General features: G+C 63.2%; 19 protein-coding genes. 12 read left to right on the plus strand and 7 right to left on the minus strand.

The features are described 5' to 3' along the window. Nucleotides 1-8: 8 nt before the first annotated feature. Nucleotides 9-1,805 (minus strand): nickel-dependent hydrogenase large subunit, encoded by a 1,797-nt coding sequence (locus G471_RS0101280; RefSeq protein ID WP_028993715.1) that lies wholly within the window; start codon nucleotides 1,803-1,805, stop codon nucleotides 9-11. A 4-nt stretch (nucleotides 1,806-1,809) separates the two neighbouring features. Continuing rightward, nucleotides 1,810-2,898 carry a hydrogenase small subunit gene (locus tag G471_RS0101285; protein WP_028993716.1) on the minus strand — a complete coding sequence of 363 codons (1,089 nt, stop codon included), beginning with the start codon at nucleotides 2,896-2,898 and terminating at the stop codon, nucleotides 1,810-1,812. Between the two features lie 251 nt (nucleotides 2,899-3,149). Here G471_RS0101285 and G471_RS18160 point away from each other — a divergent pair, with 251 nt between their 5' ends. Next, nucleotides 3,150-7,418, plus strand: a complete 4,269-nt coding sequence (locus G471_RS18160) for an EAL domain-containing protein (protein WP_157272422.1) — start codon at nucleotides 3,150-3,152, stop codon at nucleotides 7,416-7,418. On the opposite strand, the gene G471_RS0101295 is transcribed toward G471_RS18160, so the two are convergent. Further along, the gene (locus tag G471_RS0101295; protein WP_028993717.1) at nucleotides 7,400-8,305 is read right to left on the minus strand and encodes a hydrogen peroxide-inducible genes activator; all 906 of its coding nucleotides are present in this window, start codon (nucleotides 8,303-8,305) and stop codon (nucleotides 7,400-7,402) included. The genes G471_RS18160 and G471_RS0101295 overlap by 19 nt on opposite strands. 163 nt (nucleotides 8,306-8,468) lie before the next feature. Between G471_RS0101295 and G471_RS0101300 the strand changes: the two genes are divergently transcribed. From G471_RS0101300 to G471_RS0101355, 11 genes are all read left to right on the plus strand, one after another. Next, nucleotides 8,469-9,467: a cytochrome-c peroxidase gene (locus G471_RS0101300; protein WP_028993718.1), complete on the plus strand. Its 999-nt coding sequence runs from the start codon at nucleotides 8,469-8,471 to the stop codon at nucleotides 9,465-9,467. A 126-nt stretch (nucleotides 9,468-9,593) separates the two neighbouring features. Continuing rightward, entirely contained in the window at nucleotides 9,594-10,208 is a 615-nt protein-coding gene (gene ccmA, locus G471_RS0101310) for a cytochrome c biogenesis heme-transporting ATPase CcmA (protein ID WP_028993719.1), read from the plus strand. 11 nt (nucleotides 10,209-10,219) lie between these two features. Further along, complete coding sequence (gene ccmB, locus G471_RS0101315; RefSeq protein ID WP_028993720.1) at nucleotides 10,220-10,888, plus strand: heme exporter protein CcmB; 669 nt, start codon at nucleotides 10,220-10,222, stop codon at nucleotides 10,886-10,888. Beyond that, nucleotides 10,885-11,631, plus strand: coding sequence for a heme ABC transporter permease CcmC (gene ccmC, locus G471_RS0101320; protein ID WP_028993721.1), 747 nt, complete (start codon nucleotides 10,885-10,887; stop codon nucleotides 11,629-11,631). Before ccmB ends, ccmC begins: the two co-directional genes overlap by 4 nt. Beyond that, nucleotides 11,628-11,816, plus strand: coding sequence for a heme exporter protein CcmD (gene ccmD, locus G471_RS0101325; protein ID WP_028993722.1), 189 nt, complete (start codon nucleotides 11,628-11,630; stop codon nucleotides 11,814-11,816). Before ccmC ends, ccmD begins: the two co-directional genes overlap by 4 nt. Beyond that, entirely contained in the window at nucleotides 11,813-12,301 is a 489-nt protein-coding gene (gene ccmE, locus G471_RS0101330) for a cytochrome c maturation protein CcmE (RefSeq protein WP_028993723.1), read from the plus strand. Before ccmD ends, ccmE begins: the two co-directional genes overlap by 4 nt. Before the next feature lie 2 nt (nucleotides 12,302-12,303). After that, nucleotides 12,304-14,274: a heme lyase CcmF/NrfE family subunit gene (locus G471_RS16365; RefSeq protein WP_043420591.1), complete on the plus strand. Its 1,971-nt coding sequence runs from the start codon at nucleotides 12,304-12,306 to the stop codon at nucleotides 14,272-14,274. Next, nucleotides 14,271-14,858 carry a DsbE family thiol:disulfide interchange protein gene (locus G471_RS0101340; protein ID WP_028993724.1) on the plus strand — a complete coding sequence of 196 codons (588 nt, stop codon included), beginning with the start codon at nucleotides 14,271-14,273 and terminating at the stop codon, nucleotides 14,856-14,858. The genes G471_RS16365 and G471_RS0101340 overlap by 4 nt, the downstream gene beginning before the upstream one ends. Continuing rightward, the gene (locus G471_RS0101345) at nucleotides 14,855-15,337 is read left to right on the plus strand and encodes a cytochrome c-type biogenesis protein (protein ID WP_028993725.1); all 483 of its coding nucleotides are present in this window, start codon (nucleotides 14,855-14,857) and stop codon (nucleotides 15,335-15,337) included. Before G471_RS0101340 ends, G471_RS0101345 begins: the two co-directional genes overlap by 4 nt. Continuing rightward, complete coding sequence (gene ccmI / locus G471_RS0101350) at nucleotides 15,334-16,173, plus strand: c-type cytochrome biogenesis protein CcmI (protein WP_028993726.1); 840 nt, start codon at nucleotides 15,334-15,336, stop codon at nucleotides 16,171-16,173. Before G471_RS0101345 ends, ccmI begins: the two co-directional genes overlap by 4 nt. Before the next feature lie 69 nt (nucleotides 16,174-16,242). Next, nucleotides 16,243-17,175, plus strand: a complete 933-nt coding sequence (locus G471_RS0101355) for an exopolyphosphatase (protein WP_028993727.1) — start codon at nucleotides 16,243-16,245, stop codon at nucleotides 17,173-17,175. 3 nt (nucleotides 17,176-17,178) lie between these two features. Here G471_RS0101355 and G471_RS0101360 read toward each other — a convergent pair whose 3' ends face one another. From G471_RS0101360 to meaB, 4 genes are all read right to left on the minus strand, one after another. After that, nucleotides 17,179-17,433 (minus strand): hypothetical protein, encoded by a 255-nt coding sequence (locus G471_RS0101360; protein WP_028993728.1) that lies wholly within the window; start codon nucleotides 17,431-17,433, stop codon nucleotides 17,179-17,181. A 68-nt stretch (nucleotides 17,434-17,501) separates the two neighbouring features. Beyond that, nucleotides 17,502-19,514, minus strand: a complete 2,013-nt coding sequence (accC, locus tag G471_RS0101365) for an acetyl-CoA carboxylase biotin carboxylase subunit (RefSeq protein ID WP_028993729.1) — start codon at nucleotides 19,512-19,514, stop codon at nucleotides 17,502-17,504. Nucleotides 19,515-19,654: 140 nt separating this feature from the next. Beyond that, on the minus strand, nucleotides 19,655-21,190 hold the full coding sequence (locus G471_RS0101370) for an acyl-CoA carboxylase subunit beta (protein ID WP_028993730.1): 1,536 nt from the start codon (nucleotides 21,188-21,190) through the stop codon (nucleotides 19,655-19,657). A 27-nt stretch (nucleotides 21,191-21,217) separates the two neighbouring features. Continuing rightward, nucleotides 21,218-22,228: a methylmalonyl Co-A mutase-associated GTPase MeaB gene (meaB, locus tag G471_RS0101375; RefSeq protein WP_051295204.1), complete on the minus strand. Its 1,011-nt coding sequence runs from the start codon at nucleotides 22,226-22,228 to the stop codon at nucleotides 21,218-21,220. Nucleotide 22,229 lies beyond the last annotated feature (1 nt).

A 22,229-nucleotide genomic window follows, 5' to 3' on the forward strand; every position in this document is an offset into this window, starting at 1 on the left:
CGGACCGCTCAGCGGACCTTGACCGTCGTCATTTCCTGTCCGTCCGGGCTCATCACGTGCGTCGAGCAGGCCAGGCAGGGATCGAAGGAATGCAGCGTGCGCAGGATTTCCAGCGGCTCGTCGGCCTTGGCCACCGGGGTGTCCATCAGAGAGGCCTCGAAGGCACCGATCTGACCCTTGTGGTCACGCGGACCGCCGTTCCAGGTGGTCGGCACGACGCACTGGTAGTTGTCGATCCTGGTGTCCTTGATCTTGATCCAGTGACCGAGGGCGCCGCGCGGGGCTTCGGTGAAACCGACGCCCTTGGCTTCCGTCGGCCAGGTCTTCGGTTCCCACTTGTCGATGTTCGCGGTGTTCAGGTCGCCAGCCTTGAGATTGGCCATCAGGCGGTCGAATTCGCGCGCCTGCAGCTTGACGCAGTAAGCCGTTTCCAGACCGCGCGCGGCGGTTCGGCCGAGTGTCGAGAACAGCGCGGTGACCGGCACGTCGAGGTGCTTGAGCGCGCCTTCGACCAGGCCGTGGATTTCCGGGTACTGCTTGGGCTGCAGGTAGCCGAGCACCATCCGCGGCAGGCAGCCGACTTCCATGGCGTGGCCGCGCCAGCGCGGGGCCTTGATCCACGAATACTTGGCGCCTTCGTCGAGTTCCTTGATGTTGGTCTTGGTCCCCTTGGTATTCGGGCCGAGCACGAAATTCGGCTCGGTGACACCGTCCCACGGATGCAGGCCGAGGTTCTCGTCCGGGTACTTGTACCAGCTGTGGGCGACATACTCCTGAACCTGCTCCGGATCGCGCAGGTCGACCGGGTGGATTTCGTCAAGCTTGCCATTGATGATCGCGCCGCGCGGCAGCATCAGGTTGCCGGCCGAGTAGTCGTTGGCCTTGAGCGGCAGGTCGCCGTAGGACAGCAGGTTCTTCGACGACAGGCCGCCGCCGTACAGCCAGCCCTTGTAGAAGGAGCCGATGGCGAGCAGGTCGGGGATGTAGACCTGTTCGACGAACTCGGTGCAACGGTCGATGATGCTCTTGACCAGGTTCAGGCGCTCCATGTTGATGGCGCCGACAGCACCGGCGCCCTCCAGATTGATCGCGCAGGGGACGCCGCCGACCAGCCAGTTCGGGTGCGGGTTCTTGCCGCCGAAGATGGTGTGCACCTTGACGATTTCCTTCTGGAAATCGAGCGCTTCGAGGTAGTGGGCGACGGCCATCAGGTTGGCTTCCGGCGGCAGCTTGTACGCCGGATTGCCCCAGTAGGCGTTGGCGAAGGGGCCGAGCTGGCCGGAATCGACGAACTTCTTCAGGCGGTTCTGGATGTCGCGGAAATAGCCCGGCGACGACAGCGGCCACGAGGAAATGCTCTGTGCCAGTTCCGAGGTCTTCTTCGGGTCAGCCTTCAGCGACGACACGACATCGACCCAGTCAAGGGCATGCAGGTGATAGAAGTGCACCAGATGGTCGTGAATGTAGAGATTCAACTGCATCAGGTTGCGGATGATGTTGGCGTTCTCGGGAATCTGGATGTTCAGCGCATCCTCGACCGCCCGCACCGAAGTCAGCGCATGGGTGCCGGTACACACGCCGCAGATGCGCTCGGTGAAGGCCCAGGCGTCGCGCGGATCGCGCCCCTTGAGGATGACTTCGAGACCGCGCCACATGGTGCCGGTGGACACCGCGTTGCGGATCACGTTGTTGGAATCGAGGTTCACTTCCACGCGCAGGTGGCCCTCGATGCGGCAGACCGGGTCGACGACGACGCGCTTGCCGGAGTTGTCGAGCTTGAAGCCCTGGGTTTCGTAAGCGGCCATCTGGTTATTCCCCCTTCTGTTCTTCGGTCTCGCCAGCCTTCTGGCGGGCGCGGGCCAGCGCGGTCACGGCCGCATGGGCGGCGATCGCCGCACCAACGGTGCCGGCCGCCGCCTTGCCGATGGTGTCGGCATTCGATTCGACGCCGAAAGCCTTGATGTCGGTGACGCGGTCGTAGAAGCTGCCTTTGTCCCAGAAGCCGTCCTCGGAGCAGCCGATACAGCCGTGACCGGATTGCACCGGCCAGGAGACGCCGCCGTTCCAGCGCATCGACGAGCAGGCGTTATAGGTGGTCGGGCCTTTACAGCCCATCTTGTACAGGCAGTAGCCCTTGCGCGAACCCTCGTCGTCCCAGGCTTCGGCGAACTGGCCGGCGTCGAAGTGGCCGCGGCGGTAGCACTTGTCGTGGATGCGCTGACCATAGAACATCTTCGGCCGACCCTGGCGATCAAGCTCGGGAATGCGGTCGAAGGTCAGCATGTAGGTGACGACACCGGTCATCACTTCGGGAATCGGCGGGCAGCCCGGGACATTGATGATCGGCTTGCCGGAAATCACCTTGTGCACCGGCGTGGCACGCGTCGGGTTCGGCTTGGCGGCCTGCACGCAGCCGTAGGAAGCGCAGGCGCCCCAGGAAATGATGGCCTTGGCGTCGGCACAGGTCTCGCGCAGCTTCTCGATGAAGGGGCGACCGCCCTGGATGCAGAACATGCCGTCTTCGTTGAGCGGCGGATTGCCCTCGACGGCGACGATGTACTGGCCCTTGTACTTGCGCTTGACCTCTTCGAGGATTTCCTCGGCCTGGTGGCCGGCGGCGGCCATCAGCGTGTCGTCGTAATCGAGCGACAGCATCGACAGCACGACGTCCTTGGTCAGCGGATGCGCCGAGCGGATGAAGGATTCGGTACAGCAGGTGCATTCCAGCCCGTGCAACCACAGGACCGGCGTGCGCGGCTTGGTTTCCATGGCCTGCGCGATGCGCGGCGCGGCGGCACTGCCCAAGCCGAGCGAAGTCGCGGTCAGGCTGCAGAATTTCAGGAAGCTGCGCCGGGAAATTCCCTGGCGGCGCAGCACATCATAAAAGGTTTCGGTCACAGCGCTTCCCCCCGTTGGTCAGAACTTGCGTGGCGATCACTTCGCAAGGCCTGTGCCATCCGAAAGAAAACTGGATTTACCATTTAAATTCATGGAATTGACAATAGCATCAAGACAAACAACCGCTCATCGGCATAGTTGTATGGAAATAAAAAGTCCACAAGTGGATACATAAATTCCACCCATACCGGATTTCCCGTACAGCAACGCATTCACTAGACTTGTGCTGGATCAAGACAGGGGCGGTTGTCTTGACTACAATCGCGGCCATGCCCACCGTTGCCGACCTGATGACGCTGCACGCTGACAGCGTAGCCCCCGATGCCACGCTGGCGACTGCTGCCGCCATGATGATCCGGTCCCGGATCTCCTCGGTCGTGGTGGTCGACCAGGGCCGCGTCGCCGGCATCCTGACCGAGCGCGACATGCTGCACGCCATGCGCCAGCACGACGACTCCAGCCGCTCGGTGCGCGAATTCATGACCACACCGGTACACACAGTCAGGCATGACACCGATGTCCGTGCCGCTTTTCGCCAAACCACGCGCCTGGGCATCCGCCATCTGGTCGTCACCGGCAACGACGACGGCCTGCTCGGCATCATCAGCGAAACCGATTTCCGGCGTTTCTTCGGACTCGACTTCTATCGCCATCTGAACACTGTCGAAGGTCTGATGGAACGGGTCTTTCCCCGGCTGCCGCGGACCGCGACCCTGGACCAGGCGCTAACAGCCATGGAAACAGCCAAGGCGACCAGCGTCGTCGTCATGGACGGCCCCCGGGCCTGCGGCATCGTCACTGAACGCGACGTGGTCCGGCTGTACCTGAACGAAGAGGGAAATCCACTGCTTGAAGCAGTGATGACCCAGCCGCTGACCAGCGTCTATCCTGACACTTCGGCAGCGGACGCGGCAGCGATGATGCTGGAAGCCCGCATCCGCCACCTGACCGTAGTCGACCGCGACAACCGCCTGATCGGCCTGCTCACAGAGCACAGCTTGATACGACCACTGGAAATGGATCTGCTCGATGAAGCGGTCAGCGAGCAACGCGGCCTGCAGACGCGCTACGACGAAGCCCTGCTGATCCGCAACGCGGCCATGGCCGGCATGCTGCGCGGCGAGCGCCTGGAAAACCTGCTCGAACTGGTGGTCCTGTCGGCCGAACACGAGGTGCCCGGCATCAAATGCACGATCATGCTGGCCAATCCGGATGGCAGAACCTTGCGCCTAGCAGCCGCCCCCAGCCTGCCGGAAGCTGCACAGCAAATCCTGGCAACGGCGGAAATCGGCGAAGGCGTTGGTGTTTCCGGCACCGCAGCCTGGCGGCGCGGTGAAGCCTTCATCGAAGATGTGTATACCCAGGCCGAAGGCGAGCGTTACCACGACTTCGCCCGGTTGCTGGGCGGCCGCTCGGGCTGGGCCGAAGCCCTGATCGGTGCAGACCAGACCTTGCTCGGCACCTTCGCGGCCTACCGCGAAAACACTGGCCGCCTGCCCGAAAGCATCCGCGCCACCGTCCACCAGGCCAGCCAGCTGGCCACCCTGCTGATTTCGCAGCAACGCCAGTCGGCAGAATTGCAGAACAGCCGGAATACTTTCCACCAGCTCTTCGAAACCGTCGCCAACGCCCTGTTCGTGCTCGATGCCGACAGCCATTTCCTCGACGCCAACCAGTCCGCCGAGCAAATGTGCGGCTACAGCCGCGACGAACTCCGCGGCCGCAAGCCGGACGACATGGCCGTCGCCGGCATGAACAAGCCCGGCGAAGTGGCTGCGGCCATCCGCGCCGCCGCCGCGGGAAAACCACAATCCATCGAATACTGGGGCCGTACCCGCAGCGGAGAAATCACCCTGATCCGCGTCCAGATGACCGCCACCAGCTATGCCGGGCAGCCGGCCGTGATCGCCAGTGCCATCGACATCGGCGCCAGTCGCGCCGAAGAACTGCGCCTGGGCATCGAGCGCGATCTGGCCAACGCCCTGACCGGTGGCAGCGACCATACCGGGCTGCTCGCCACCATGCTCGACCTGTCGCTGCGCATTCCCGAATTCGATTGCGGCGGCATCTACTGGCAGGCACCGGGCGGCGGTTACGAATTGCTTGCCCAGCGCGGGCTGTCCGAGCACTTCATCGAACAGGTCCGCTATTACCCGGCTGACTCCCGTCAGGCACGCCTGATCCAGGAACACCGGGTCATCTGCAGTTGCCAGCACTGCTGCAGCCAGCACGAGGACTGCAGCCTGCTGGCGCTGCCGCACATCAACGCCGAAGGCCTGCGCTGCCTGCTGATCCAGCCCATCGTCGTCGACGGCCAGGCGGTCGCCTGCCTGAATTTGGCCGGCCGCCATACCGAGCAGATCTCCGAGGCCAATTGCCAGGCCGTCCAGAACATGGCCCGGCAATTCGCGCTGGCCCTCGAACGCCAGGTCCTGGAGGAACGCCAGCGCCTGGCCGCCAGCGTTTTCGCCAACGCCCACGAAGGCATCATGATCACTGACGTCAGCGGCCGCATTGTCGAGGTCAACCCCACCTTCAGCGAGCTGACCGGTTTCAGCCGGGCCGAAGCCATCGGCCAGAATGCCGGCCTGCTCAATTCCGGCCACCACGACAGCAGTTTCTACCGCGAGATGTGGCAGGCCATCCACCAGCACGGACACTGGCGCGGCGAAGTCTGGAACCGCAAGAAATCCGGCGAGATCTTCGTCGAACTGCTGACCATCTCCGCCGTGCGCAGCCCGGATTCGACGATCACGCACTTTGTCGGCATTTTTTCCGACATCACCGTGCTCAAGGAACATCAGCAGCGGCTCGAACACCTGGCGCATTTCGATGCCCTGACCCAGTTGCCCAATCGCATGCTGCTCGCCGACCGACTGCAACTGGCCATGGCCCACGCGGCACGCACGCACGGACTGCTGGCAGTCTGCTATCTCGATCTCGACGGTTTCAAGCCGGTCAATGACCAGTACGGCCATGCCGCCGGCGACCGCCTGCTGATCGAGGTCGGGCAACGGCTCAAGAGTTGCGTGCGCGGCGGCGACACGGTGGCCCGCCTGGGTGGCGACGAATTCGTGCTGCTGCTGGCCGGGCTCGGCGACATCCACGAATGCGACCAGGCCCTGAACCGCGTCGCCACGACCTTGACCCGCCCCTTTGCCGTCCCCGGCGGCGAGGCGAGCATTTCCGCCAGCATCGGCGTCACGCTCTACCCCAACGACGGCTCCGATGCCGACACCCTGCTGCGCCACGCCGACCAGGCGATGTACGTGGCCAAGCAGGCGGGACGCAACCGCCACCACCTGTTCGACCCGGAAAACGACCGGCGCGCCAAACAACGGCGGGAAGACATCACCCGTATCGGCGAAGCGCTCAGCGGCGGCGAATTCACCCTGCACTACCAGCCCAAGGTCGACATGCGCCAGGGCCGGGTGATCGGCGCCGAGGCCCTGATCCGCTGGCAACACCCGGAACGTGGCCTGCTGCTACCGCAGAACTTCCTGCCGACGATCGAAGGCAGCGAGCTGGCGATCGATCTCGGCAACTGGGTCATCCGCACCGCGCTCGATCAGCTTGCCCATTGGGCGCAGGCCGGCCTCGATCTGGCGCTGAGCATCAATATTGCCGGCGAGCATCTGCAACACCCGGAATTTGCCGACATGCTGGCCGCCGAACTCGCCGCCCACCCCGAGGTGCTCCCCGAACGCCTCGAGCTGGAAGTCCTCGAAACTGCCGCCATCGAAGATGTCAGCCGTGCCGCCGAACTGTTCGAAACCTGCCGCAAACTCGGCGTCAGCTTCGCCCTCGACGACTTCGGCACCGGTTACTCCTCGCTAACCTATTTCCGCCGCCTGCCGGCCGAAATGCTCAAGATCGACCAGTCATTCGTCCGTGACATGCTTGACGATCCGGAGGATCTGGCCATCGTCGAAGGCGTCATCGGCCTGACCCGGGCCTTCCGCCGCCAGGTGATCGCCGAAGGCGTCGAAAGCGTCGAACACGGGCTGGTCCTGCTGCTGCTCGGTTGCGATCTGGCCCAGGGCTTCGGCATCGCCCGCCCCATGCCTGCATGCGAACTGCCGGACTGGATCAGGGATTTCCGACCCGACGACCTGTGGAGTTCAGCCTCGTCCTTTGCCTGGTCACGCGAAGACCTGCCGCTCCTGATCGCCGAAGTCGACCACCGCCGCTGGTTGAAAACCCTGGACAGTCACCTGGCCGACGACAGCGGCCTGCTGCCGATTCCGGAACTGGACGAACGCGCCTGCGGTTTCGGACGCTGGTATCACGGCGCCGGTGCGCGACGCTACGGACACATCCCGGTCTTCGAGCAGATCGATGCAACACATCATCGTCTGCACGAAATGGCCAGGCACATCCTCAACGCCAGACAGGCCGGCCTGCCCGAAGCCATTCCGGAACTGCTGGAAAAACTCAGGGAAGCCAGCGGCGAACTGGCGCACCTCCTGCAGGAACTGCAGGCGGAAATCCTGCTCGGCGCTCAGACCAAAAGGCGGTAAGCCGGCGAATCCAGCCCGCGAACGGCGGCCAGCAGGGCATCGATGGCCTTCGGCCGGACAAAGCAACTGCGCCAGGCCAGGGCCACCCGGCGCGACGGCTCGGGCGGCGTAAACGGGATGACGCTGATCATGTCGTTGCTGTACGGATGCTGGAGCGCACCGTCGGGCAACACCGACACCCCCAAGCCCGACGCCACCATGCAGCGGATGGTACCGATCGAATGACCGAGGCGGATGTCGGTTTCCGGGCTACTGACCTGCGGACAGGCACCCAACACCTGATCGCGGAAGCAGTTGCCGGCCTTGAGCAACAGCACCTCGTCGCCGGCCACTTCTTCCGGCGCGATTGCCTTGCGGCCTTCCCAGGCATGACCGCGCGGCACGATGACCTTGAACACCTCATCGTAGAGCGGCCGGGTGAGCACACCGGGCAAATCGAAGGGCAGGGCCAGGATGGCCACGTCGATGTCGTTGTCGCGCAGCATGTCGGCCAGATTGGCCGTCATGTTTTCCTCGATCACCAGCGGCATGTTGGGCGCCACCGCCTTGAGCGAGTGGATCAACTGCGGCAGCAAGTAGGGGCCGATGGTGTGGATGACGCCAAGCCGCAGCGTACCGTCGAGCTGGTCGCGACCACGCTGGGCGATCTGCCGCACCTTCTCGGCTTCCTCCAGCGCCAGCTGCGCCTGTTCGACGACCCGGGCACCGACCAGACTGGGGCTGACGAAGCCTTTGCCGCGTTCGAACAGCTGTACACCGAGCTCATCTTCAAGGCGGGCAATGGCCACACTGAGCGTCGGCTGACTGACCGAACAACGTTCGGCAGCACGGCTGAAATTCTTTTCCTGGGCAAGGGCCACGATGTAGCGTAATTCGGTCAGGGTCATCCGTTTCACATCCTCCGGGCATGGATCATACCCTCAACACTTATAGGGTCTACCTATGACTACTATAGTTGAAACCCATGAAAAACATTGACTTGGATCAAACCCGGCATATCGACGACAGGGACAATGGCCTGACACATTTTATCAACGAGGGAGAAACACGATGAAACATACCATTCTGTCGACCGCCGTCGCCCTGGTATCCGGCATCGCCATTCAGTCCGCCGCACTGGCTGCTGCCGACGAACCGATCCAGCCGATCAAGCCGCCGGCCAGCATCAACATCGGCATGGTCGAACTGGGCAAGAAGCTCTATTTCGATCCGCGCCTGTCCAAGTCCGGGATCATGTCCTGCAACACCTGCCACAACCTGTCGATGGGCGGCACCGACAACATCCCGACCTCGGTCGGCGACAAGTGGCAGCAAGGTCCGATCAATGCACCGACCGTGCTCAACTCCAGCCTGAACCTGGCCCAGTTCTGGGACGGCCGCGCAGCCGACCTCAAGGCCCAGGCCGGCGGCCCGATCGCCAATCCGGGCGAAATGGCCTTCACGCACACCCTGGCCATCAACGTCCTCGAATCGATCCCGGCCTATGTCCGCGAGTTCAAGCTGGTCTTCGGCAAGGACAAGATCGATATCGATCAGGTCACCACCGCCATCGCCGAATTCGAGAAGACCCTGGTCACGCCGAACTCCCGCTTCGACCAGTGGCTGCTCGGCAACAAGACGGCACTGACCAAGGACGAGCAGGAAGGCTACAAGCTGTTCAAGGACAGCGGCTGCGTTGCCTGCCACAACGGTGAAGCCGTCGGCGGCAACTCCTTCCAGAAGATGGGCGTCGTTGCGCCGTACAAGGGCAACATGCCTGACGGCCGCGCCGCTGTGACCGGCAAGGACGAAGACCGCTTCAACTACAAGGTCCCGACCCTGCGCAACGTTGAAATGACCTATCCGTACTTCCACGACGGTGCCGCCAACACGCTGACCGAAGCCGTCGACGTCATGGGCCGCCTGCAACTGGGCAAGAAGTTCACCAAGGACGAAAACGCCAAGATCGTCGCCTTCCTGAAGACTCTGACCGGCGACCAACCGACCTTCATGCTGCCGATCCTGCCGCCGTCTTCGGATTCGACCCCGCGTCCGACGCCGTTCAAGTAAGCGGCACAGTCCTACCTCTCAATTTTCGGGGGCTTCGGCCCCCATTTTTTTCCTGTTTGATTCACCTCAATCTGTCGGTACACTTGCGCGTCCATAATCTGCACCTGATTTTCCCGGGTATCCAACATGCTGGAAGCTGACAATCTGGAATGCGTGCGCGGCGAGCGCCGCCTGTTCTCAGGCCTCGGCTTCACGCTGGACGCAGGCGAACTGCTTTACCTGCAGGGCCGCAACGGTGCCGGCAAGACCAGCCTGCTGCGCATGCTGATCGGGCTGCTGCCCCCCGAAACCGGCGAAATCCGCTGGCACGGCAAACCCATCCGCAAACAGGCCGACGAGTACCACGCCGCCCTCTGTTACCTCGGCCACCTGAACGCCATCAAGGAAGAACTGACGCCGCTCGAGAACCTGCTGGCCGCTGCCCGCCTGGCTGGCGAAGCCTTGTCCGAGGACGACGCCATCGACGCACTCGAACAGGTCGGCCTTGCCGGACGCGAGGACCTGGCCTGCAAATACCTTTCACAAGGCCAGAAACGCCGGGTGGCACTGGCCCGCCTGGTAATCGACCGGCGTCCGCTGTGGATTCTCGACGAACCCTTCGTCGCCCTCGATGTCGCCGCCGTCGACTGGCTGGCCGGCATCATCTCCGGCCACCTGCAACGCGGCGGCATGGCCGTGATGACCACCCACCAGCCGGTTGCCATTCCCGCCGGCACGGTCCGCGAACTACGCATCGGCTGAGAACGGAATCCATGTCCAACATCGTCTTCTCCGTCATCGCCCGCGACCTGAAACTGGCCATGCGCCGTCAGGCCGACATCGTCTCGGCGCTGTTCTTCTTCATCATCGTCGTCAGCCTGTTCCCGCTCGGCATCGGCCCCGAACTCGACCTGCTGCGCCAGCTCGCGCCCGGCGTGCTGTGGGTGGCGGCCTTGCTGGCGACCATGCTGTCGCTGCCCCGGCTGTTCGCCGACGACCATCGCGACGGCACGCTCGAACAACTGGCGCTGTCACCGCACCCGCTAGGCCTGGTGGTTACCGGAAAAGTGATTGCTCACTGGCTGGTTTCCGGCCTGCCGCTGGCCTTGATCGCACCCGTCCTCGGCATCCAGTTCGACCTCTCCGGTGAAGCCCTGCTGGTGCTCACCGGCGCCATCCTGCTCGGCACGCCGGCGCTGTCCGGTATCGGCGCCATCGGCGCAGCGCTGACGCTCGGCTTGCGCGGCGGCGGTGTACTTTTGTCCCTACTTGTTCTCCCGCTCTACATTCCGGTGCTAATATTCGGGGCTGGCGCAGTTGACGCGACGGTGTCCGGTCTCGGGGGGGAAGGACATCTATCACTGCTCGCTGCAATGACCATCGCTGCAATCGGTTTCGCCCCCTGGGCGTCGGCTGCGGCCCTGAAGATCGCCCTCGAATGAACGACCGCTTCAACCTCTACCGCTTCTCGTCTCCGGCCACCTTCTACCCGCTGGCCGGGAAAATGATCCCCTGGTTCATCGCCGCCGGCACCCTGCTCGGGCTGGTCGGCCTGTATATCGGCATGCTTGTCGCGCCGACCGACTTCCAGCAGGGCGAGGGCTACCGGATCATCTTCATCCACGTCCCGACCTCATGGATGAGCATGTTCATCTATCTGGTGATGGCCTTCTGGGCCGCCATCGGGCTGGCCTTCAACACCCGCCTGTCGGGCATGATGGCGCAGGCCCTGGCCCCGACCGGCGCGCTGATGGCCTTCCTCTCGCTATGGACCGGCGCGCTCTGGGGCAAGCCGATGTGGGGCACCTGGTGGGTCTGGGATGCCCGACTGACCTCCGAACTGATCCTGCTCTTCCTCTACATCGGCTACATGGCGCTGGTCGCCGCCATCGACGACGCCCGCCGCGCCGACAAGGCCGGTGGCATCCTGCTGCTGGTCGGCGTGGTCAATATCCCGATCATCTATTTCTCGGTGAAGTGGTGGAACACCCTGCACCAGGGCTCCAGCGTCAATCTGACCAAATCGTCGATGGCCGAAATCATGCTCTGGGGCATGCTGCTGATGGCCCTGGCCTTCTGGATGTATTCGATTGCCGTGGCCCTGGCCCGGGTGCGCACCATCATTCTTGAACGGGAATGCCATACCGACTGGGTCCGCGCCGAACTGACGGGAGGCAAGTCATGATCCACTGGAACAGTTTTTCCGATTTCCTCGCCATGGGCGGCTACGGACTCTACGTCTGGGGCTCCTTTGGCGTCACGGCACTGATCATGGTGATCGAGCCGATCGCCGTCGCGCGCCAGCGCAAGACCACCATCGCCCGCCTGAAGCGCCAGTTGCGCGCAGAATCCCGGAGTACCGAAGCATGAAGTCACGCCACAAGAAACTCGCCCTGATCGGCGGGGCGATCGCGCTCGTCGGCATCATTGCCGCGCTGGTGCTGAACGCCCTGAACAGCAACATCGCGCTGTACATTTCGCCAACCGACGTCGCCCAGGGTAAAGCCCCGCAGGAGAAGCTGTTCCGCATCGGCGGCCTGGTCAAGGAAGGCAGCATCCAGCGCCAGGCTGACGGCGTGACCATCCGCTTCATCATCACCGATTCCGAATCCGACATCAGCGTCGACTACGTCGGCATCCTTCCCGACCTGTTCCTGGAAGGCAAGGGCGCCGTCGCTCAGGGCCGCCTGCTGCCGGATGGCACCTTCAAGGCCCAGGAAGTGCTGGCCAAGCACGACGAAAACTACATGCCGCCGGAAGCCGCCAAGGCGCTCAACGACGCCCATGTCCGCGGCGTCCAACGTCAGGCCGAAGAAGAAGCGGCCAAGGCAGCACAACCGAAAGCGAGCTACTGAGCATGATTCCCGAACTTGGCCATTTCGCCCTGATCTTTTCCGCCATCGTTGCCCTGCTGCTCGGCACCCTGCCGCTGATCGGCGCCCATCAGGGCCGTCCGGCCTGGATTGCGCTGGCCCGCCCGGCCACCGACGTATTCGCGCTGCTGGTCACCTTCTCCTTCCTGTGCCTGACCTGGGCCTTCATCGCCAATGACTTCTCGGTGGTCTATGTCGCCCAGCATTCGAATTCGCTGCTGCCGATCGAATACCGCATCTCGGCCGTCTGGGGCGGCCATGAAGGGTCACTGCTGCTGTGGATGCTGATGATGTCCTGGTGGGCGCTGGCGGTCCGCCTGTTCTCCAGGCAACTGCCCGACGTCATGCTGGCTCGCGTGCTTGGCACGCTCGGCCTGGTCTGCTTCGGCTTCCTGCTGTTCATCCTGTTTACCTCCAATCCCTTCGAGCGTCTGCTACCCGGCGTCGCCGAAGGGCGCGACCTCAACCCGCTGCTGCAGGATCCCGGCCTGATCATCCACCCGCCGCTGCTGTACATGGGTTACGTCGGCTTCTCGGTCGCCTACGCCTTCGCCATCGCCGCGCTGCTCTCGGGCAAACTCGACGCCGCCTGGGCACGCTGGTCGCGGCCATGGACGACAGCCGCCTGGGTGTTCCTGACCCTGGGTATCGCCATGGGTTCGTGGTGGGCGTATTACGAACTGGGCTGGGGCGGCTGGTGGTTCTGGGATCCGGTCGAAAACGCCTCGTTCATGCCCTGGCTGATCGGCACCGCCCTGATGCACTCGCTGGCGGCCACCGAAAAGCGCGGCAGCTTCAAGAACTGGACCGTACTGCTGGCCATTTCCGCCTTCTCGCTGTCGCTGCTCGGCACCTTCCTGGTCCGTTCCGGCGTGCTGACCTCGGTGCATGCCTTCGCCACCGACCCGACCCGCGGCATCTTCATCCTGATCTTCCTGGTCGCCGTCGTCGGTACCTCGCTCGCCCTGTTCGCCTGGCGCGCGCCGTCGGTCGGCCTGGGCGGCAAGTTCGGCCTGGTCTCCCGCGAATCGCTGCTGCTGACCAACAACGTCCTGCTCGTCGTTTCCTGCGCCACCGTCCTGCTCGGCACGCTCTACCCGCTGCTGATCGACGCGCTCGGCCTGGGCAAGATTTCGGTCGGCCCACCGTACTTCGACGCGGTCTTCGTCCCGGTCATGGTGCCGGTCCTGTTCCTGATGGGGATCGCGCCCTTTGCCCGCTGGAAGGAAGCCTCGCTGCCGGAAATCCAGCGCGCGGTGCGCTGGGCGCTGGCTGCCGCTGCCGTCGTCGCCATTGCCCTGCCGCTGATCTACGGCGAATGGAAGACCCTGACCGCACTCGGCATCCTGCTCGCCGGCTGGATCCTGTTCACCGCCGGCTTGAATTTCTTCCAGCGAGTCAGCGCCACTCGCGGCGAGCGCAGCCTGCTGGCGTCGGTCTTCAGCCAGCCGGCCAGCTTCGCCGGCATGCATCTGGCGCACATCGGGGTCGCCGTCTTCGTCGTCGGGGTCGCCATGGTCTCGTCCTATGAAGAGGAAAAGGACGTCAAGATGGCCCCGGGTGAAACCGTCGAGGTCAGCGGCTACAGCTTCACCTTCAACGGCGTGCAGGCAGTCCAGGGGCCGAATTACCAGGCCGCGCAAGGCGAATTCGACCTGTCCATGGACGGCCGCTTCATCCGCAAGCTGAATCCGGAGAAGCGCAACTATTTCTCGTCGTCGATGCCGATGACCGAAGCCGCCATCGATGCCGGCCTGTGGCGCGACGTCTACGTCTCGCTGGGTGAGCCGATCAACCCCGACCAACCGGAAGGCGAATGGGCCGTCCGCGTCTATTACAAACCCTTTGTCGACTGGATCTGGGGCGGCTGCGTGATCATGTCGCTGGGCGGCCTGATCGCCATGTTCGACCGGCGCTATCGCAACCGGCGCAAGACGGGAGGCAAGCAGGCATGAATCGTTATTTCTGGGTACTCGGCGCCTTCATCGCACTGGTCGTCTTGCTCGCCGTCGGCCTGAATCTGAATCCCCGCGACGTGCCCTCGCCGCTGGTCGGCAAGCCCGCACCGGCCTTCCGTCTGGCCGTTCTCGGCCAGGAAGGCCAGACCATGGGTCCGGAAGACCTCAAGGGCAAGGTCTGGTTGTTCAATGTATGGGCCTCGTGGTGCGTCTCCTGCCGCCAGGAACACCCGGTACTGGTCGACTTCGCCCGACGCGGCAACGGTACGCCGATCGTCGGCCTGAACTACAAGGAACTGCGCGGCGACGGCGCCATCGACATGCGCCGCGTTCCGGCCGAACAGGAAGTACCGCTCGCCCTGGAACGTGCCAGCGGCTGGCTGAAGACGCACGGCGACCCCTACCTGCTGACGGTCATGGACATCGATGGTCGGGTCGGCATCGACTACGGCGTTTATGGCGTGCCGGAAACCTATGTCATCGACAAGACCGGGATCATCCGCATGAAGCACACCGGACCGATCAGCCCGCAGATCCTCAATGAGAAGATCCTGCCCCTGGTCGCGGAGCTGAACAAATGAAGCCTTTTTTCTCTAGCCTGTTGCTCGTTCTCGGTCTGATCTCCGGTCCGGTCTTCGCCTCGGCAACCAATGAAGCGGCACTCGCCGACGATCCGGTCGCCGAAAAGCGCCTCCAGGAGCTATCGAAGGAATTGCGCTGCCTGGTCTGCCAGAACGAAACCATCGCCGGCTCGAACGCCGAACTGGCCGTCGACCTGCGCCGGGAAATTCGCGGCATGATCCGCGACGGGCGTTCCGACCGGGAAATCCTCGATTTCATGGTCACCCGCTACGGCGATTTCGTGCTCTACCGACCGCCGGTCAAGGGCATCACGCTACTGCTCTGGGTCGGCCCGCTGGCGCTGCTGCTGATCGGCATCATCGCCATGCGCAGCTATCTCAAGCGGCGCAGCAGCCAGGTGGCCAGCGCCAGCCGCCCACTTTCCGCCGATGAAGCCCGGCGCGCCGAAGCACTGCTCAAGGAAATGAACGACAAATGACCCAGTTTGCCATCTACGCTGCCCTGGTCGTCCTGGCGGGCCTCGCGCTGCTGCTGCCCGTGCTCTGGTTCGGCAAGCGCAACAAAACCACCGCCGCCGATCGCAAGGAGGCCAACCTGGCCATCTTCCGCGACCAGCTCGCCGATCTCGAGCGCGAGCACCAGGAAGAAATCATCACCCGCGAGGAATTCGAACAGGCGCACACCGAACTCAAGCGCCGCCTGCTCGAGGAAGTCGAATCGGACAACGACGATCAAGCTGGTACCGCCCGTCCGACCAGCCGCCCGACCGCCATCGCGCTGATACTGCTGCTGCCCTTGGCGGCGCTGCTCGGCTACCTGCTGCTCGGTAATCCGAAGGCGCTGGACCCGGCCAATACCGCGCCGCAGAAGCAGATGACTGCGGACGACATCAATGCCATGGTGGCCAGACTGGCGGCCCGCATGGAAACCAACCCGGACGACCTGAACGGCTGGGTCATGCTCGGCCGCTCCTACAAGATGCTGGGCCGTTACGACGACGCCGTCGCTGCCTACGGCAAGGCCGAAACCCTGATCGACAAGGATCCGGAACTGCTCGCCAGCTATGCGGAAACCCTGGCCATGGCCAGCGGTCAAGGCCTGACCGGCAAGGCCAAGGAGCAGATCGACAAGGCCCTCAAACTCGATCCCAAGCATGCTCACACCCTGTTCCTGGCCGGCGCCGCCGCCATGGAAGCGGGCGATGCGAAAAACGCCATCGCCTACTGGGAAGCGCTGCTGCCCCAGGTTGAGCCGGGCTCCGAGCTGGACCAGATGCTGCGTGCCGGTATCGAGCAGATGAAACAGGCGAAGTGATGTCTCCGTGCCGGGAAGGCGGTATGCTTGCAGGAAAAGCTTACCGCCCAAACCACCGGAGACTCACGCATGACCCAGGAAAAATTCCGCCTCGTCACCCGCAGCGACTTTGACGGCCTCGTCTGCGCCGTCCTGCTGAATGAACTCGATCTGATCGACGACATCAAGTTCGTCCACCCGAAGGACATGCAGGACGGCAAGGTGGACATCACCGGCCGCGACATCACCACCAACCTGCCCTACGTCGCCGCCGCGCATCTGGCTTTCGACCATCACCTGTCGGAAACCATCCGCAACACCGGCGAGCGCAAGAACCACATCATCCATCCGGAAGCCCCGTCGGCAGCCCGCGTTGTCTACGACTACTACGGCGGCAAGCAAGCCTTCCCGCGGATCAGCGATGCAATGATGGAAGCCGTCGACAAGGCCGACGCCGCGCAGTTCTCGCGCGAGGAAATCCTTGAACCGACCGAGTGGGTGCTGCTCAACTACCTGATGGATGCACGCACCGGCCTCGGCCGTTTCCGCGAATTCCGCATCAGCAACTACGCGCTGATGATGGACCTGATCAAGTACTGCCGCGACCACGACATCGCCGATATCCTGGCGCTGCCCGACGTGCGTGAGCGGGTTGATCTGTATTTCGAGCATGCTGCCCAGGCCAAGGAACAGATCCAGCGCTGCGCCAAGGTGTACGGCAACCTGGTCGTGCTCGACTTGCGCGACGAGGAAACGATCTACGCCACCAACCGTTTCACCATCTACGCCATGTTCCCGCAGACCAACATCTCGATCCACGTGATGTGGGGCATGCAGAAGCAGAACACGGTATTCGCCACCGGCAAATCCATCCTCGACCGCAGCAGCAAGACCAATGTCGGCGAACTGATGCTGCAGTACGGCGGCGGCGGGCATCAGGCGGCCGGCACCTGTCAGGTCGCCAACGACCAGGCAGAAACGACCTTGCAGGCCCTGATCGCCCGGATCAACGCCGACGGCTGAAAATCAGCCCATAGTCGGAACGAGCGGGGGTGGCTTCATCCCCTGCTCGATCATTTCCGTCTCCACCTTGATGCGCAGCACCAACAGCCCCTGAAGTGACTCCCGGGCCTTGTCATCGGCCCAACTGGCATGATGATCGCGCAGACAGGCATCGATTTCGTGGCGATTGGCCAAGTCGACGCCACAAATCATCGCGTATTTGTGAATTTCGTGATCAAGATCGGCAATTTCCTGCTGATAGTGCTCAAAACCGCTCATGATGCGCTCTCGTAAAAAAAGGCCTGTCCGGGAACAGGCCTTTTTTGCTGTTTGTCGTGAGCAGAAGTTTATTCGAACTCGATGATGATCTGGTCAACCGACAGGCTTTCGCCAACGGCGGCGGAGATCTTCTTGACCTTGCAATCCTGCTCGGCCTTGAGGATGTTCTCCATCTTCATCGCTTCGATGACTGCCAGCTTCTCGCCGGCCTTCACTTCCTGACCGACCTTGACCGCGATGTCGCGCAGCAGGCCGGGCATCGGCGACAGCAGGAACTTCGACAGGTCGGGCGCCGGCTTCTCCGGCATCAGTGCCAGCAGTTCGGCAGCACGGGCGCTCATGACCATGAAGTCGGCGCGCGTACCCCAGTGGAACAGCGAGTACTTGGTCTTGTGACGCTCGACCTGCAGCGTGAATTCCTGACCGTTGCAGGTACCGACGAACAGCGACTCGCCCAGCTTCCAGTCCGACAGGATTTCGTAGGGCTGGCCGTTGTACTCGACGTGGTAGCCACCGGGGATCGGACGGGCCGTCACCGGGTGGTTTTCCTTCTGGTCACCGTTCAGGCGGACGACCATCCACTGATCGCCGACGATGCGCTCATGGCCTTGCAGCTGGCCGCTGATCGAGGCGGAGCGGTCGGTGAAGGCACGGTACACGTAGGCAGCAACCGAGACCAGCAGCGCCGGATCGTCGTGCGGCACCATCGAGGCGTCGAAGCCGGTCGGGTAGTGCTTGGGGATGAAACCGGTGTCGAAGATGCCGGAGTGGAACACCGGGTGCTGCATGAGCGCGGCCTGGAACGGAATGTTCGAGGAAATGCCGCGGATCACGAAGGCGTTCAGCGCATCGCGCATGCGGGCGATGGCGGCGTTGCGATCCTTGCCGTGCACGATCAGCTTGGCGATCATCGAATCGTAGAACATCGAGATTTCGCCGCCGTCGTAGACGCCGGTATCGACGCGGGTCGTGCCCTGGGCGTCGGTCGTCTCGGCCGGCGGCAGGAACTTGACCAGACGGCCGGTGGAGGGCAGGAAGCCACGGAACGGGTCTTCCGCGTTGATCCGGCATTCCATCGACCAGCCGTTGATCTTGACGTCGGCCTGGGTCAGCGGCAGCTTCTCGCCGTAGGCAACGCGGATCATCTGCTCGACCAGGTCGAGGCCGGTGATCAGTTCGGTAACCGGGTGCTCGACCTGCAGGCGGGTGTTCATTTCCAGGAAGTAGAACTCCTTGGTCGCGCCGGAGACGACGAATTCGACCGTACCGGCCGATTCGTAGTTCACCGCACGGGCCAGGGCCACGGCCTGTTCGCCCATCGCCTTGCGCATTTCCGGATCGACGAACGGGGACGGCGCTTCTTCGATGACTTTCTGGTGACGACGCTGGATCGAGCAGTCACGCTCGTTCAGGTACACGTAGTTGCCGTGGCTGTCGCCGAGCACCTGGATTTCGATGTGGCGCGGCTCGAGCACGTATTTCTCGATGAAGACGCGGTCGTCGCCGAAAGAGTTGCGCGCTTCGTTGACGCAGGACGAGAAGCCTTCGTGCGCTTCGGCGTCGTTGTAGGCCACGCGCAGACCTTTACCGCCGCCGCCGGCGGAGGCCTTGATCATCACCGGATAACCGATCTTCTTGGCGATTTCCACGGCGGCGTCAGGGCCGTCGATGGCATCGTTGTGGCCGGGGATGGTGTTGACCTTGGCTTCGATGGCCAGCTTCTTCGATTCGATCTTGTCGCCCATCTTGGCGATCGAGTAGTGCTTCGGCCCGATGAACTTGATGCCTTGTTCTTCCAGGCGGCGCGAGAACTCGGCGTTTTCCGACAGGAAGCCGTAACCCGGGTGCACCGCTTCAGCGCCGGTCTGCTTGCAGGCGGCGATGATCTTGTCGGCGACCAGATAGGACTCTTTCGAGGCCGCCGGACCGATGCAGACGGCTTCGTCAGCCAGGTCGACGAACAGGGCGTCCTTGTCGGCCTCGGAATAGACGGCGACGGTGGCGATGCCCATCTTGCGGGCGGTCTTGATGACGCGGCAGGCGATTTCACCGCGGTTGGCAATCAGAATCTTTTTAAACATGAGAGACCCTCAATTCGGAGTTACTGAGTAATTTGGGGCGCGCAGGGCGAGGCGGCGACGCTGGCTGCGACGAGACAGTACGCCAGTACGGCGAGGAGCAGACGAGGAAGCCAACGAAGCCATGCGCGATGCCAAATTGCTCAGAGGGGGATGTTGCCGTGCTTGCGCCAGGGATTTTCGAGTTTCTTGTCGCGCAGCATGGCCAGCGAGCGGGCGATCCGCTTGCGGGTGGCGTGCGGCATGATCACGTCGTCGATGAAGCCACGGGCGCCGGCGACGAACGGATTGGCGAACTTTTCCTTGTACTCGGCTTCGCGCTGGGCGAGCTTGGCCGGATCGTTCTTTTCCTCGCGGAAGATGATCTCGACCGCGCCCTTCGGGCCCATGACGGCGATTTCAGCCGACGGCCAGGCGAGGTTGACGTCGCCGCGCAGGTGCTTGGACGACATCACGTCGTAGGCGCCGCCGTAGGCCTTGCGGGTGATGATGGTGACCTTGGGCACGGTGCATTCGGCGTAGGCGTAGAGCAGCTTGGCGCCGTGCTTGATGATGCCGCCGTATTCCTGCGTGGTGCCCGGCATGAAGCCCGGGACGTCGACGAAGGTGACGACCGGAATGTTGAAGGCGTCGCAGAAGCGGACGAAGCGGGCAGCCTTGATCGACGACTTGATGTCCAGGCAGCCGGCCAGGACCAGCGGCTGGTTGGCGACGATGCCGACCGGATGGCCATCCATGCGCCCGAAACCGATGATGATGTTCTTCGCGTAGTCGGGCTGGATCTCGAAGAAGTCGTTGTCATCGACGACCTTGATGATCAGCTCCTTCATGTCGTACGGCTTGTTGGCGTTGTCCGGCACCAGGGTATCGAGCGAATAGTCGAAGCGGTCGACCGGATCGTTGGTCGGCGTGACCGGCGGCTTTTCCTTGTTGTTCGACGGCACGAAATTCATGAAACGACGCAGCATCGACAGCGCTTCGACGTCGTTCTCGAAGGCCAGGTCGGCGACACCGGACTTGCTGGTGTGGGTCACGGCACCGCCCAGTTCCTCGGCGGTCACGTCTTCGTGGGTCACGGTCTTGACCACTTCCGGACCGGTCACGAACATGTAGGACGAGTCCTTGACCATGAAGATGAAGTCGGTCATCGAAGGCGAATACACCGCGCCGCCGGCGCAGGGGCCCATGATCATCGAAATCTGCGGCACGACGCCGGAGGCCATGACGTTGCGCTGGAAGACGTCGGCGTAGCCGCCGAGCGAGGCAACACCTTCCTGGATGCGGGCGCCGCCCGAATCGTTGAGGCCGATCACCGGGGCGCCGACCTTCATTGCCTGATCCATGACCTTGCAGATCTTCTCGGCGTGGGTTTCCGACAGCGAGCCACCGAAAACGGTGAAGTCCTGCGAGAAGACGAAGACCAGACGGCCGTTGATCGTGCCATAGCCGATGACGACACCGTCACCCGGGGTCTTTTCGGCCTGATCCATGCCGAAATCGACGCAGCGGTGTTCCTTGAACATGTCCCATTCTTCGAAGGAACCCGGATCGAGCAGCAGCTCGATGCGTTCGCGGGCAGTCAGCTTGCCCTTCTTGTGCTGGCTGTCGATGCGCTTCTGGCCACCGCCGAGGCGGGCCATTTCACGCTTTTTTTCCAGCTGGCGGATGATGTCATGCATAGAAAACTCCCAAAATGGAACGGGTGATCAGTGTTTCAGATAGTCGAGCAGCGCATACGCGGCGGCAGCCGGCGTCGTATGCCCCGACTCGACGGAACGGGTCAGCGCGGGCAGATTTTCCTGCACGCGCGGATGATTGCGGAAATGTTGGCGCAGGCCGGCGTCGATCAGTTGCCACATCCAGGCCAGCGACTGGTGCTGGCGCTTGGCGTCGAACTCGCCGGTCGGCTTGAGCGCGGCCTGGTATTTTTCGACTTCGGCCCAGAACTCGGCGATGCCCTGCTTATGCAGCGCCGACAGCGCGATCACCGGCGGCGCCCAGTTGGGCGAGGCCGGGCGCAGCATGTGCAGCGCGTTACGCCACTGGGCACGAACGACGGCGGTCGCCTGCTTGTCGATGTCGGCCTTGTTGATGACCACCATGTCGGCGATCTCGACAATGCCTTTCTTGATCGCCTGCAAGTCGTCGCCGGCGTTCGGCAACTGCAACAGGCAGAACATGTCGACCATGCCGGCGACGGTCGTTTCCGACTGGCCGACGCCGACCGTCTCGATGATGATCACGTCGTAGCCCGCCGCTTCGCAGAGCAGCATGGCTTCGCGTGTCTTCTCGGCAACGCCGCCGAGCGAACCGGCCGACGGGCTCGGACGGATGAAGGCTTCCTCGCGCTGGCTCAACAACTCCATGCGCGTCTTGTCGCCGAGGATGGAACCGCCAGAGACTGACGACGACGGATCGACGGCGAGCACGGCGAGTTTCTTGCCCTGCTCGATCAACCAGACACCGAGCGCCTCGATGAAGGTCGACTTGCCGGCCCCGGGCACGCCCGAGATGCCGACCCGGATCGCGTTGCCGGTCTTCGGCAGCAGCGCGGTCAGCACCTGTTGGGCGCGCTGCTGATGATCGACACGGGTCGATTCGATCAGCGTGATCGCCTTGGCCAGCGCCCGACGCTGACCCTGGCTCACGCCATCGACCAGCTGCCGGTCGGCATCCGAGAGGAGATTCGCCTTCACCGGCGCCTCGTCCAGTTTCATC

This window comes from Azonexus hydrophilus DSM 23864, assembly GCF_000429605.1.
Taxonomy (GTDB): Bacteria; Pseudomonadota; Gammaproteobacteria; order Burkholderiales; family Rhodocyclaceae; genus Azonexus; species Azonexus hydrophilus.